Raw genomic sequence first — 13,699 nt, 5'->3', positions numbered from 1 at the left:
GCCCGCTCCCACATTTGATCTGCGTCGTTCACAAATCGAATGTGGGAGCGGGCTTGCTCGCGAAGGCTATCTATCAGGCGCTACGGGACGCCCTGACCAACCGCAACCCCGCAATCACCACCGCAAACACCGCCATTGTCGTGTTGTACAACGCCAGCGCCGGAAACCCGAACACCAGCGCCGCCACTGCCAACCACCACCCTGCCCGCCCGGGCAGCACAAAACCGACCACGGCGGCGATCAGTGCCGCCCAGCCCAATACCTGGAAGTGAATCATCAGGCCCAGGTTCGAACGTACCTGGCATTCCCAGCGGCTGGCCTCGTCCACGCAGATGCCGACCCACTGCGCATCTTCCATGAAGCCATAACGCGCGCCATAGCTGGCGGCCAGCCATAACGGCAACAAAACAAGCAGCAGAATCACGGGCAAACGGCGGGACATGGAGCACTCCAATACGCGAAAACGGCGGCCAGCTTAATCGCCCGACAGCCTTAAGCAAGGGATAACAACTGTTAACTGGTCATTCAATCACTGCAAAGTGTATCGTCACGCTACTATTACTCGGAATTCAGGCCAGTTTGGTGCCGATGCGTGGCACTTTGGCGCAGATCCAGTGGTCATAGCCTGCGAACTTCATTCGGCACCTTTTTCTAAGGGATCTAGTCATGCTCCGTTCCTTGCGCTTCGCCGCCCTGTTTGGCGGCCTTATCTTGAGTGCGTCCGCACTGGCGGTCGATATCGACGCCGCCAGTTATGGCTATCCCTTGACCAACCCGTTCGAGGCGACCATTGCCACGACGCCACCGGACCTGCGCCCCGAGCTGCCGTTGGATGAGGACATCGATCAGTCCGATCGCAGCGTCACCCTGCGCCCGGAACGCGCATTCGAACTGCCGGACAACTTCTGGCCAGTGAAAAAACTCACCTATCGCATTGCCACCCAGGACAAAGCTGCGCCGTTGATCTTCCTGATCGCCGGCACGGGCGCGCGCTACGACAGCAGCCTCAACGAATACCTGAAAAAGCTCTACTACAAGGCCGGCTACCACGTGGTGCAACTGTCGTCGCCCACCAGCTTCGACTTCATGAGCGCCGCCTCACGTTTTGCCACGCCCGGCATCACCAAGGACGACGCCGAAGACATGTACCGGGTGATGCAGGCCGTGCGGGCGCAAAACCCGAAACTGCCGGTCACCGAGTACTACCTCACCGGCTACAGCCTGGGTGCACTGGATGCGGCATTCGTCGCGCACCTGGACGAAACCCGCCGCAGCTTCAACTTCAAGAAAGTGCTGCTGCTCAACCCACCGGTCAATCTCTACACCTCGATCACCAACCTGGACAAACTGGTCCAGACCGAGGTCAAGGGCATCAACAACACCACCACGTTCTATGAGCTGGTGCTGAACAAACTGACCCGTTACTTCCAGCAGAAGGGCTACGTCGATATCAACGACGCACTGCTTTATGACTTCCAGCAGTCCAAGCAGCACCTGAGCAATGAACAGATGGCCATGCTGATCGGCACCTCCTTCCGTTTTTCCGCGGCCGACATCGCCTTCACCTCGGACCTGATCAACCGTCGCGGCCTGATCACTCCGCCGAAAACCCCCATTACCGAAGGCACCAGCCTCACGCCGTACCTCAAGCGTGCGCTGCAGTGCGACTTCGACTGCTACATCACCGAACAGGTGATCCCGATGTGGCGTGCCCGCACCGACGGCGGCAGCCTGCTGCAACTGATCGACCAGGTGAGCCTGTATGCACTGAAGGACTACCTGCACGACAGCCCGAAAATCGCCGTGATGCACAACGCCGACGATGTGATCCTCGGCCCTGGAGACCTGGGTTTCCTGCGCAAGACGTTTGGCGATCGCCTGACCGTTTACCCGCTGGGCGGCCACTGCGGCAACATTAACTACCGCGTCAACAGCGACGCCATGCTGGAGTTCTTCCGTGGCTAAATACCTCCTGCTTATCGCCGCGTTACTCTGTACAAGCGCTGCCAATGCCGACAACAGCAAGGCCAACGCACCGGTGGTCGTCGACAGTGACGGCTTCAAGGAGCCACTGAGCAAACTCAAGTTCAACCCGGGCCTGGACCAGCGCGAATTCGAACGTTCAACGCTCAGCGCATTGAACGTCTATGACCCGCTGGAAGAGTGGAACCGCCGGGTTTACCACTTCAACTACCGGTTCGACCAATGGGTGTTCCTGCCGGTGGTCGACGGCTATCGCTACATCACGCCGAGCTTCCTGCGCACCGGCGTCAGCAACTTCTTCAACAACCTTGGCGACGTGCCGAACCTGATGAACAGCTTGTTGCAGTTCAAGGGCCAGCGCTCGATGGAAATCACCGGACGGCTGTTGCTCAATACCACCATCGGCATCGCCGGCCTGTGGGACCCGGCCACCGCCATGGGCCTGCCGCGCCAGAATGAAGACTTCGGTCAGACCCTGGGATTCTATGGTGTGCCGGGCGGCGCCTACTTCGTACTGCCGATCCTCGGCCCGTCGAACCTGCGTGATACTGGCGGCTTGGTGGTCGATTTCAGCGCCGAGAACGCCATCAACTTCCTCAACGTTGCCGAAGTCAGCTCCAACCATCCCGAAGTCTGGATCCTGCGCGCCATCGACAAGCGCCATCAGAACAGCTTCCGCTATGGCCAGCTGAACTCGCCGTTCGAGTACGAGAAGGTGCGCTACGTGTACACCGAGTCGCGCAAGTTGCAGATCGCCGAGTAATAACGGCGGGCACAAGAAACTGTGGGAGCGAGCCTGCTCGCGATGAGGCCATAACATTCAACACCTATGTTGACTGTTACACCGCAATCGCGAGCAGGCTCGCTCCCACATTTGTCATGTGTTGGCCTTAGCCTTTCAGGGCTTTCCAGAGCTTGCTCACCGCCATCACCCCCACCAACACCACCGCACCCGCCACAATCCCCGCCACCGCATTGAGTAACGTCGGCACGATAAATCCGGCACCGCCGGCGGCTGCGCTGACACTTTCGATCCAGTGATGCACCACCGGAACGCCGTGGGTGAGGATGCCGCCACCGACCAGGAACATCGCCGCCGTACCGATCACCGACAGGCTTTTCATCATGTACGGTGCCGCTCGCAGAATGCCACCGCCGATGCTTTTGGCCATCTGTCCCGGCTTCTGGGTCAGCCACAGCCCCAGGTCATCGAGCTTGACGATGCCCGCTACCAGGCCGTACACGCCGACAGTCATGACGATGGCGATACCCGAGAGCACGACGACTTGCTGGGTCAGCGCCGAATCGGCCACGACGCCAAGGGTGATGGCGATGATTTCCGCCGAAAGAATGAAGTCGGTGCGGATCGCGCCCTTGATCTTGTCCTTTTCGAACGCCACCAGATCGACCGCCGGATCCGCCACCGCCTCGACCAGTTCGGCATGTTCGGCCTGGTCTTCGGCCTTGCTGTGGAGGAATTTATGGGCGAGCTTTTCAAACCCTTCGAAACACAGGTAGGCGCCACCGAGCATCAGTAACGGCGTGACCAGCCACGGGACGAACGCGCTGATGGCCAATGCCGACGGCACCAGGATCAGCTTGTTGACGAACGAGCCCTTGGCGACCGCCCAGACCACCGGGATTTCCCGCTCAGCGCGCACACCGCTGACCTGCTGGGCGTTGAGCGCCAGATCGTCGCCGAGCACGCCGGCGGTTTTCTTGGCGGCCATTTTTGTCATCAACGCCACATCGTCCAGTACGGCGGCGATGTCGTCGATCAGCACGAGCAAACTGCTTCCTGCCATGAATCGGCTTTCCTTCTTGAATGAATGCCGTGCAGCATAGCGCGGCCGAGCGCCGCACGGAGCATTCTTGAGCGTCGCCGAAGGCCGGTGCTACCATGCGCCACCGCCAGTACAGGCAAGGAACCCCCTGGTTTATGAGCACCATCCGCGAGCGCAACAAACAATTGATCCTGCGTGCCGCCAGTGAAGAATTTGCCGACAAGGGCTTCGCTGCGACCAAAACCAGTGACATCGCAGCCAAGGCGGGATTGCCCAAGCCCAACGTCTACTACTACTTCAAATCCAAGGAAAACCTCTATCGCGAGGTCCTGGAAAGCATCATCGAGCCAATTCTGCAGGCCTCGACGCCATTCAACCCGGACGGTGTGCCCAGTGAAGTGCTGAGCGGCTACATTCGCTCGAAAATCCGCATCTCCCGCGACCTGCCCTTCGCCTCCAAGGTATTCGCCAGCGAAATCATGCACGGCGCCCCGCACCTGAGCCCCGACCTGGTCGAACAGCTCAACGGCCAGGCCAAGCACAACATCGACTGCATCCAGACCTGGATCGACCGCGGCCAGATCGCGCCCATCGACCCCAATCACCTGATGTTCAGCATCTGGGCCGCCACCCAGACCTACGCCGACTTCGACTGGCAAATCACCGCCATCACCGGCAAGGCCAGGCTGGATGAAGAAGATTACGAAGCGGCGGCGCAGACGATCATTCGGTTGGTGTTGAAGGGGTGTGAGCCGGACTGATAGACCGCAGCGCGGCCATCGCCAGCAGGCTGGCTCCCACAGTTGATCTCTGACACTCAGCTAAACCCCTGCTGGCTCCCACAGTTGATCTCTGACACTCAGCTAAACCCCTGCTGGCTCCCACAGTTGATCTCTGACACTCAGGTAAACCCCTGTGGGAGCCAGCCTGCTGGCGATGGGGACAACTCCGTTTTGGATCAAACCCAGATAGCATCCCACAACGGATAGTCGCCAAGCTTCTCTACCAGTCCAGCCCGCAGCGGGTTAGCTACTACATATCGAGCCATTTTCACTAAATCCTCCTCCCGCCGCAGCGCCCGATCATGAAACCCTCTCTGCCAGAGACTGGTGGTTCGACCGGTAGACTGCTTCACTGCCTTGGTGGTCAAGGATTTAGTCCTTTGCACCAGTCCACCCAACGACCCCTGCCGCAATTCGATCAACCAATGAAAGTGATCGGGCATGACAACCCAGGCCAGTGAATTGGCAAAGCCTTGATCCTGAGCGCAGCGAAATTGATTAACCACCCCTCTCCCCAAGAAGAAGTCTTTGAATATCGGTTCTCGGTCGCGAGTGTTGATAGTCAACAGGTAAATGCGGCTGGATTCGGCATATCGGCCGATACGCAAGCGATTTGAAGCGGGTAGATCAGGCATTCCTTTGCCCCTTGCATGATGAATTCATGAGCAAGGCTAGTCCTGATATTCCCAATGCGCGGGGCAGACAGTTAGCTGGATGTGTCTGTAAGTCAGTCATCGCCAGCAGGCTGGCTCCCACAGTTTGATCTCTGACACTCAGATAATCCCCTGTGGGAGCCAGCCTGCTGGCGATGGCGTCATCTCAAATGCAAAAGATCAAGCCACCACCCCAGCATCCGCCCTCAACCCCAGCGCCTCGATCGCATTGATTGCACACTGCTCATCAACATCCGACAGATCCCCGCTGATCCCCACCGCCCCCAGCACGTTCCCGTCCTGATCCCGCACCAACACACCACCCGGTGCGGGCACGACGCTGCCCTGCCCCAGGCTATTCAATGCCGCGATGAACGCCGGGCGTTGCTGGGCGTCCAGTGCCAGCAGGCGTGAGCCTTTGCCCAGCGCGATGGCGCCCCAGGCTTTGCCGATGGCGACGTGCGGGCGCAGCAGGCTGGCGCCGTCTTCGCGTTGCAGGGTGATCAGGTGCCCGCCGGCATCCAGTACCGCGATGGTCAGTGGCGCCGCGGAGATGGCCCGCCCTGCGCTGATGGCTTCGTTGACCAGGTTGACTGCGACTTTCAAGGTTAAAGCGCTCATGGTGCCGTCCTCATTTTGTTTTTGGAAAGGCGGTGGACTGCTTCGATGTGCCGCAGTCCGATGCAACAAATAGAACACAATGAATTATTTTTTTGTATACAATAATTCTCGAAAAGCGCCACATGCGACGAAAAGCCACAGTAGAGCGGGCTTCCGACGAATGAAACAACCGCTTGAGAAAATGGATTGACCTGCGCCGTCCGCCGTGAATACACTCTGCGCAAAGCCACTTGTATACAATTACAAAACGTAAAGAGGCACAAAACCATGAGCAAAATGAGAGCAATCGAAGCCGCCGTTCTGGTGATGCGCCGTGAAGGGGTTGATACCGCTTTTGGCATCCCCGGTGCCGCCATCAACCCGCTGTACTCCGCCCTGCAAAAGGTCGGCGGCATCGATCACGTACTCGCTCGCCACGTTGAAGGCGCCTCGCACATGGCCGAGGGCTACACCCGCACCAAGGCCGGCAACATCGGCGTGTGCATCGGCACTTCCGGCCCTGCCGGTACCGACATGGTCACCGGGCTCTACAGCGCCTCGGCCGACTCGATTCCAATCCTCTGCATTACCGGCCAGGCACCCCGCGCCCGTATGCACAAGGAAGACTTCCAGGCTGTCGATATCACCAGCATCGTCAAGCCAGTGACCAAGTGGGCGACCACTGTTCTCGAACCGGGCCAGGTGCCTTACGCGTTCCAGAAAGCTTTCTTCGAGATGCGCTCCGGCCGCCCAGGCCCGGTGCTGATCGACCTGCCGTTCGACGTGCAGATGGCCGAAATCGAGTTCGACATCGATGCTTACCAGCCGCTGCCTCTGGCCAAGCCGACCGCTACCCGCGTTCAAGTCGAGAAGGCTCTGGCCCTGCTCGATCAGGCTGAGCGTCCACTGCTGGTAGCCGGTGGCGGCATCATCAATGCCGACGCCAGCGATCTGCTGGTTGAATTCGCCGAGCTGACCGGTATCCCGGTCATCCCGACCCTGATGGGCTGGGGCACCATCCCGGACGATCACCCGCTGATGGTCGGCATGGTCGGCTTGCAGACGTCGCACCGCTACGGCAACGCCACCATGTTGAAATCCGACGTGGTGCTGGGCATTGGTAACCGTTGGGCCAACCGTCACACCGGTTCAGTGGATGTGTACACAGAAGGCCGCAAGTTCATTCACGTCGACATCGAAGGCACTCAGATCGGCCGCGTGTTCACCCCGGACCTGGGCATCGTCTCCGACGCCGCCGCCGCGCTGACCGTTTTCATCGAAGTCGCTCGCGAATGGCAAGCCGCCGGCAAGCTGAAAAACCGCAGCGCCTGGCTGCAAGACTGCCAACAGCGCAAAGCCAGCCTGCAGCGCAAGACCCACTTCGACAACGTGCCGGTCAAGCCGCAGCGCGTCTACGAAGAAATGAACCAGGTGTTCGGCAAGGACACCTGCTACGTCAGCACCATCGGTCTGTCGCAGATTGCCGGCGCGCAGTTCCTGCACGTCTACAAGCCGCGTCACTGGATCAACTGCGGCCAGGCAGGCCCTCTGGGCTGGACCATTCCGGCGGCGCTGGGCGTGGTCAAGGCTGATCCGAACCGTAAAGTCGTGGCCCTGTCGGGGGACTATGACTTCCAGTTCATGATCGAGGAATTGGCGGTGGGCGCGCAGTTCAAGCTGCCGTACATCCATGTGGTGGTGAACAACTCGTACCTGGGCCTGATCCGTCAGGCGCAGCGCGGTTTCGACATGGATTACTGCGTACAGCTGTCGTTCGACAACCTGAACGCGCCGGAGCTCAACGGTTACGGTGTCGACCACGTCGCGGTTGCCGAAGGCCTGGGTTGCAAGGCGCTGCGTGTGTTCGAACCGGCTCAGATCCAGCCTGCCCTGCGCAAGGCCCAGGAGCTGATCGAAGAGTTCAAGGTGCCGGTGATCGTCGAGATTATCCTGGAGCGCGTGACCAACATTTCCATGGGCACCGAGATCAACGCCGTCAACGAATTCGAAGACCTGGCGCTGGTCGGCAACGATGCGCCGACGGCGATTTCGTTGCTCGATTAATAGCTGACCGCTCTCCCTGTGGGAGCGAGCCTGCTCGCGATGAGGCCGGCACATTCAACATTGATGTTGACTGTCCCTCCATCGCCAGCAGGCTGGCTCCCACAGGGGTTCTGCACACATTTACGGGAGACCACCATGCCGCGTTTCGCAGCCAACCTGTCCATGCTGTTCACCGAACAGGACTTTCTCGCCCGTTTCGAAGCGGCCGCCAAGGCCGGCTTCAGTGGTGTCGAGTACCTGTTCCCCTACGACTTCAGCTCTGCCGAAATCAAGGCCAAGCTCGACGCCAATGGCCTGACCCAAGTGCTGTTCAACCTGCCGGCCGGCGACTGGGCCAAGGGTGAGCGCGGTATCGCCTGCCTGCCGGACCGCGTTGAAGAGTTCCGCGCCGGGGTCGACCTGGCGATTGCCTACGCACAAGTACTGGGCAACACCCAGATCAACTGCCTGGCCGGTATCCGCCCACAAGGCGTCGACGATGCCACCGTGGAAAAAACCTTTGTCGCCAACCTCAAGTACGCGGCCGACAAGCTGCAAGCGGCAGGCATCAAACTGGTGATGGAAGCGATCAACACCCGCGACATCCCGGGTTTCTACCTGAACAACACGGCGCAAGCCCTGTCGATTCGCGAGCAGGTCGGCAGCGCCAACCTGTTCCTGCAATACGACATCTACCACATGCAAATCATGGAAGGCGACCTGGCTCGCACCCTGCAATCGCACCTGGGCGAGATCAACCATGTGCAGCTGGCGGACAACCCGGGGCGTAACGAACCGGGCACGGGTGAAATCAACTACCGCTTCCTGTTCGAACACCTGGACCGCATCGGGTACCAGGGTTGGGTCGGTTGCGAATACAAGCCGCTGACCACCACGGAAGCGGGCCTGGGCTGGTTGAAAACCCACAACGCAATCTGACACAGATCCCTTGTAGGAGCTGGCTTGCCAGCGAAGGCGGTGGGTCAGTCGACATGTATGCCGGATGGCACACCGCATTCGCGAGCAAGCCCGCTCCCACAAAAGCAGCTCCCCTATTCGCTTGAGCAAGACAAAAACAAGAGGATTTTCTCATGGCTAAAATCGGATTTATCGGCACCGGCATCATGGGCCACCCAATGGCGGCGAACCTGCAAAAAGCCGGTCACAGCCTGTTCCTGTCCGCGCATCACGACGCCGCCCCCGCCGACCTGGTCGCCGCCGGCGCCGTCGCCCTGGCGAACCCGAAAGAAGTCGCCCAGGAAGCCGAATTCATCATCGTCATGGTCCCGGATACCCCGCAGGTCGATGACGTGCTGTTCCGTGCCGACGGCGTGGCTGCAGGGATCGGCAAAGGCAAGGTGGTAATCGACATGAGCTCGATCTCGCCGACCGCCACCAAGGCCTTCGCCGCCAAGATCAATGAAAAAGGCGCCCAGTACCTCGACGCGCCAGTGTCCGGCGGTGAAGTCGGCGCCAAGGCCGCGACCCTGAGCATCATGGTCGGTGGCGATGCCGATGCCTTCGAACGCGCACTGCCGCTGTTCCAGGCCATGGGCAAGAACATCACCCTGGTCGGTGGCAACGGCGACGGTCAGACCGCCAAAGTGGCGAACCAGATCATCGTTGCGCTGAACATCCAGGCGGTGGCCGAAGCCCTGCTGTTCGCGGCCAAGAACGGTGCCGATCCAGCCAAGGTGCGTGAAGCGCTGATGGGCGGTTTCGCTTCGTCGAAGATCCTCGAAGTGCACGGCGAGCGCATGATCAAGGGCACCTTCGACCCAGGCTTCCGCATCAGCCTGCACCAGAAGGACCTGAACCTGGCCCTGCAAGGCGCCAAGGAACTGAACATCAACCTGCCGAACACCGCCAACGCCCAGCAAGTGTTCAGCACCTGCGCGGCCATCGGTGGCAGCAACTGGGACCACTCGGCGCTGATCAAGGGCCTGGAACACATGGCGAATTTCTCGATTCGCGACAAGAACTAAGCCCTGCATGAACTTGTGGGAGCCAGCCTGCTGGCGATGAAATCAACACGGTGTGTCTGATAGACCCCGACGCCTGAATCGCCAGCAGGCTGGCTCCCACAAGGATCCGCTCCAATCCCAATAACAAGAATTCCGGGAGCCCGCCATGTCGGTCGATCCGCAACAATTCCTGCGCGAGCTGTTCGCCACAGCTATCGACGCGGCCCATCCGCAGCAAGTCCTCGAAGCCCATCTGCCTGCCGACCGTAGCGGTCGGGTGATCGTCATTGGCGCCGGCAAAGCCGCGGCCGCCATGGCCCAGGTGGTCGAGCGCTGCTGGCAGGGTGAAGTGTCCGGTCTGGTGGTGACACGTTACGGTCACGGCGCTCCGTGCGAAAAAATCGAAGTGGTCGAAGCCGCTCACCCGGTTCCGGACGCAGCCGGCCAAGCGGTGGCCAAGCGTGTATTCGAACTGGTCAGCAACCTGACTGAAACCGACCGCGTCATCTTCCTGCTGTCGGGCGGTGGTTCGGCGTTGCTCGCCCTGCCGGCTGCCGGCATCACCCTGGCCGACAAGCAAGCGATCAACAAAGCCCTGCTCAAATCCGGCGCCACCATTGGCGAGATGAACTGCGTGCGCAAGCACCTCTCGGCGATCAAGGGCGGCCGCCTCGGCAAGGCCTGCTGGCCAGCCACTGTCTACACCTATGCGATTTCCGATGTGCCGGGCGACCTCGCCACGGTCATCGCCTCCGGCCCCACCGTGGCCGACCCGAGCACCTCGGCCGAAGCGCTGGCGATCCTCAAGCGTTACAACATCGACGTGCCGGCCTCCGTGCGCAACTGGCTGCAAAGCGCTGAATCGGAAACGGTCAAACCCGGCGATCCAAGCCTGGCCCGCAGCCACTTCCAGCTGATCGCCCGTCCCCAGCAATCCCTGGAAGCCGCGGCGGTCAAATGCCGTCAAGCCGGTTACAGCCCGTTGATCCTGGGTGACCTGGAGGGTGAGTCCCGGGAAGTGGCGAAAGTCCACGCCGGTATCGCCCGGCAGATTGTCCAGCACGGTCAGCCACTGGCCGCGCCCTGCGTGATTCTCTCGGGTGGCGAAACCACGGTCACCGTTCGCGGCAACGGCCGTGGCGGGCGCAACGCCGAGTTCCTGCTGAGCCTGACCGACAGCCTCAAGGGCTTGCCCGGTGTCTATGCCCTGGCCGGCGACACCGACGGCATCGACGGTTCCGAAGACAACGCCGGCGCCATCATGACCCCGGACAGTTACAGCCGTGCCGCCGCCCTCGGCCTGAGCGCCAGCGACGAGTTGGACAACAACAATGGCTACGGCTATTTCGCGGCGCTGGACGCGCTGATCGTCACCGAGCCGACCCGCACCAACGTCAACGACTTCCGCGCCATTCTGATCCTTGAGAGCCCAAAACATGACGCCTGATAAAAAGGTCAAGATCCTCGCCACCCTCGGCCCTGCCACCGACGGGATCGATGACATTCGTGAACTGGTGCAGGCCGGTGTGAACATCTTTCGCCTGAACTTCAGCCACGGCGATCACTCCGACCACGCCAAGCGCTATCAGTGGATCCGTGAAGTGGAGCGCCAGCTGAATTATCCGTTGGGCATCCTGATGGACCTGCAAGGCCCGAAACTGCGGGTCGGCAAATTTGCCGAGGGCAAGGTACAACTGTTTCGCGGCCAGGCCTTGCGCCTGGACCTCGATACCACGCCGGGTGACGAGCGCCGGGTCAACCTGCCCCACCCGGAGATCATCGCGGCGCTGGAGCCAGGCATGGACCTGCTGCTGGACGACGGCAAGTTGCGCCTGCGGGTGGTCACCAAGTACGCCGACGCCATCGACACCACCGTGCTCAACGGCGGCGAACTGTCGGACCGCAAGGGCGTGAACGTGCCGCAAGCGGTGCTCGACCTGAGCCCGCTGACCGCCAAGGATCGCCGCGACCTGAGCTTCGGCCTGGAACTGGGGGTGGACTGGGTGGCGCTGTCGTTCGTCCAGCGTCCGGAGGACATCATCGAAGCCCGTGCGCTGATCGGCGACAAGGCGTTCCTGATGGCCAAGATCGAGAAGCCGTCGGCAGTCACGCAATTGCGCGAAATCGCCGAATTGAGCGACGCGATCATGGTCGCCCGCGGTGACCTGGGCGTGGAAGTGCCGGCCGAAAGCGTGCCGCAGATCCAGAAGAACATCATCAGCACCTGCCGCGAGCTTGGCAAGCCGGTGGTGGTGGCGACGCAGATGCTCGAATCGATGCGCTTCTCCCCTGCGCCAACCCGCGCGGAAGTCACCGATGTCGCCAATGCGGTGGCCGAAGGGGCCGACGCGGTGATGCTGTCGGCGGAAACCGCGTCCGGCGAGTACCCGCTGGAAGCCGTGCAGATGATGAGCAAGATCATCCGCCAGGTGGAAAACGGCCCGGACTATCAGAACCAACTGGACGTCAGCCGACCGAAAGCCGAAGCGACGGTCAACGATGCGATCAGCTGCGCGATTCGCCGTATCAGCAATGTGTTGCCGGTGGCGGTGCTGGTCAACTACAGCGAATCAGGCACCTCAAGCCTGCGCGCTGCCCGTGAACGGCCGACGGTGCCAATCCTCAACCTGACGCCGAACTTGCAAACCGCTCGTCGCCTGACCGTGGCGTGGGGCGTGCACTCGGTGGTCAACGATCGCCTGCGCCAGGTGGACGAAGTGTGCTCGACGGCCCTGGAAATTGCCCAGGCCCAGGGCATGGCGCAGCGTGGCGATACGTTATTGATCACGGCGGGTGTGCCGTTTGGGCAGCCGGGGTCGACTAACTCCTTGCGTATCGAGACGTTGATCTAGAGCGCCCATACCGGCCTCATCGCCAGCAGGCTGGCTCCCACATTGGGTGTGGGAGCCAGCCTGCTGGCGATGTAGGCGACTCGGTCCCTTTGACTCACAGAATTAAAATGCCTGCCAACCACTTCAACACCCACTGCCCCGACTGGGCCGAAGCCTTGCTCAACGGCTTCAGCCAGATATTCCTCCAACGCAATCCGCTGTGCGGCTTGCTGATTCTTTCGGCCATCCTGTTCACCGCCCCGGCCCTGCTCGGCGGAGCATTGCTGGGCGGTGTCGCCGGGTTGCTCACCGCGCAACGTCGCAACTATGCCAAGGCTGATCGTCAGGCCGGGCTGTTCAGCTACAACGGCGTGTTGCTCGGCCTGCTGCTGAGCCTGTACTTCCCCTGGTCGGCGATGATGCCACCGCTGATTCTGGCCGCCGGCGGCCTGAGTGCGATGATCACTCAACAATGGCTAAAACGCGTGCGGTTCAGCCAATACCTCCCCGCTTACACCACGCCATTCGTCGTGTTGAGCTGGGTACTGTTGTGCTTCGCCACGCCCTCGACCGAGGCGCATTTGATCGAGGTCAGCACACTGAACATGCTCGCCGCCCCGCTCAAGGGCCTCGGTCAGGTGATGTTCCTCGGTCATCCGCTGGCCGGGGCAATGATTGCCGCCGGTTTGCTGATCGCCGATCGTCGCGCCTTCTGCTGGGCGTTGCTGGCGTCTGTTGCGGGCATGGGCTGGAGCCTGCTGAACCACGACTTCTACACCGCACTGCTGGGCCTGGGTGGCTATAACGCCGTGCTCGCCGCCCTCGCCTTCAGCACGCAGCGCCAGCAGCCGTGGCTGCCACTGCTCGGTATCGCCGCAGCGCTGCTGCTGACGCCGATGTTTGCCGCTATCGGCCTGCCCACCCTGACTGCGCCATTTATCCTCGCCGGCTGGCTGATCCGTACGGCGGCTCAAGTGCTTGGCAAAGCGCGGGGCGCCAGTGCGTCTTGCGCTCCTGGGGAGAATCAACCTAGGCTGCGCTGATCATTGAGTCAGGCGT

At 61.1% G+C, this 13,699-nt stretch carries 13 protein-coding genes; 9 read left to right on the top strand and 4 right to left on the bottom strand.

Features of this window, described 5'->3' with window-relative positions:
- Positions 1 to 73: 73 nt before the first annotated feature.
- The gene (locus ACM6I6_RS11725) at positions 74 to 442 is read right to left on the bottom strand and encodes a hypothetical protein (RefSeq protein WP_323627671.1); all 369 of its coding nucleotides are present in this window, start codon (positions 440 to 442) and stop codon (positions 74 to 76) included.
- A gap of 224 nt (positions 443 to 666) precedes the next feature.
- Between ACM6I6_RS11725 and ACM6I6_RS11720 the strand changes: the two genes are divergently transcribed.
- Together ACM6I6_RS11720 and ACM6I6_RS11715 are read left to right on the top strand one after the other, a co-directional pair.
- The gene (locus ACM6I6_RS11720) at positions 667 to 1,965 is read left to right on the top strand and encodes a serine/threonine protein kinase (protein WP_408600096.1); all 1,299 of its coding nucleotides are present in this window, start codon (positions 667 to 669) and stop codon (positions 1,963 to 1,965) included.
- Positions 1,958 to 2,746 carry a VacJ family lipoprotein gene (locus ACM6I6_RS11715; RefSeq protein WP_414919918.1) on the top strand — a complete coding sequence of 263 codons (789 nt, stop codon included), beginning with the start codon at positions 1,958 to 1,960 and terminating at the stop codon, positions 2,744 to 2,746. The genes ACM6I6_RS11720 and ACM6I6_RS11715 overlap by 8 nt, the downstream gene beginning before the upstream one ends.
- 127 nt (positions 2,747 to 2,873) lie before the next feature.
- On the opposite strand, the gene ACM6I6_RS11710 is transcribed toward ACM6I6_RS11715, so the two are convergent.
- Positions 2,874 to 3,788, bottom strand: coding sequence for a DUF808 domain-containing protein (locus ACM6I6_RS11710; protein ID WP_414919917.1), 915 nt, complete (start codon positions 3,786 to 3,788; stop codon positions 2,874 to 2,876).
- Positions 3,789 to 3,922: 134 nt separating this feature from the next.
- Between ACM6I6_RS11710 and ACM6I6_RS11705 the strand changes: the two genes are divergently transcribed.
- Positions 3,923 to 4,528, top strand: coding sequence for a TetR/AcrR family transcriptional regulator (locus tag ACM6I6_RS11705; protein WP_274074890.1), 606 nt, complete (start codon positions 3,923 to 3,925; stop codon positions 4,526 to 4,528).
- Positions 4,529 to 4,725: 197 nt separating this feature from the next.
- Here the strand turns inward: ACM6I6_RS11705 and ACM6I6_RS11700 are convergent, their stop codons facing one another.
- Positions 4,726 to 5,184: an REP-associated tyrosine transposase gene (locus ACM6I6_RS11700; RefSeq protein WP_414919916.1), complete on the bottom strand. Its 459-nt coding sequence runs from the start codon at positions 5,182 to 5,184 to the stop codon at positions 4,726 to 4,728.
- 198 nt (positions 5,185 to 5,382) lie between these two features.
- Positions 5,383 to 5,823 (bottom strand): GlcG/HbpS family heme-binding protein, encoded by a 441-nt coding sequence (locus ACM6I6_RS11695; protein WP_077184045.1) that lies wholly within the window; start codon positions 5,821 to 5,823, stop codon positions 5,383 to 5,385.
- 267 nt (positions 5,824 to 6,090) lie between these two features.
- Between ACM6I6_RS11695 and gcl the strand changes: the two genes are divergently transcribed.
- The 6 genes from gcl to ACM6I6_RS11665 all read left to right on the top strand — a co-directional run bounded on the left by gcl (position 6,091) and on the right by ACM6I6_RS11665 (position 13,683).
- Positions 6,091 to 7,866 carry a glyoxylate carboligase gene (gene gcl / locus ACM6I6_RS11690; protein ID WP_046819365.1) on the top strand — a complete coding sequence of 592 codons (1,776 nt, stop codon included), beginning with the start codon at positions 6,091 to 6,093 and terminating at the stop codon, positions 7,864 to 7,866.
- Between the two features lie 135 nt (positions 7,867 to 8,001).
- Positions 8,002 to 8,784: a hydroxypyruvate isomerase gene (hyi, locus tag ACM6I6_RS11685; protein ID WP_323609095.1), complete on the top strand. Its 783-nt coding sequence runs from the start codon at positions 8,002 to 8,004 to the stop codon at positions 8,782 to 8,784.
- Positions 8,785 to 8,936: 152 nt separating this feature from the next.
- Positions 8,937 to 9,830: a 2-hydroxy-3-oxopropionate reductase gene (locus tag ACM6I6_RS11680; RefSeq protein ID WP_274074887.1), complete on the top strand. Its 894-nt coding sequence runs from the start codon at positions 8,937 to 8,939 to the stop codon at positions 9,828 to 9,830.
- A 145-nt stretch (positions 9,831 to 9,975) separates the two neighbouring features.
- Entirely contained in the window at positions 9,976 to 11,256 is a 1,281-nt protein-coding gene (locus ACM6I6_RS11675; RefSeq protein WP_406592967.1) for a glycerate kinase, read from the top strand.
- Entirely contained in the window at positions 11,246 to 12,661 is a 1,416-nt protein-coding gene (gene pyk / locus ACM6I6_RS11670) for a pyruvate kinase (protein WP_274074885.1), read from the top strand. The genes ACM6I6_RS11675 and pyk overlap by 11 nt, the downstream gene beginning before the upstream one ends.
- Positions 12,662 to 12,768: 107 nt before the next feature.
- On the top strand, positions 12,769 to 13,683 hold the full coding sequence (locus tag ACM6I6_RS11665) for an urea transporter (RefSeq protein WP_414919915.1): 915 nt from the start codon (positions 12,769 to 12,771) through the stop codon (positions 13,681 to 13,683).
- The last annotated feature ends 16 nt before the right edge of the window (positions 13,684 to 13,699 follow it).

Source organism: Pseudomonas sp. IT-P218, from assembly GCF_949767605.1.
Classification (GTDB): Bacteria; Pseudomonadota; Gammaproteobacteria; order Pseudomonadales; family Pseudomonadaceae; genus Aquipseudomonas; species Aquipseudomonas putida_AE.
Note: the sequence above shows the minus strand (reverse complement) of the source record. Positions and strands in the feature narration are given on the sequence as shown.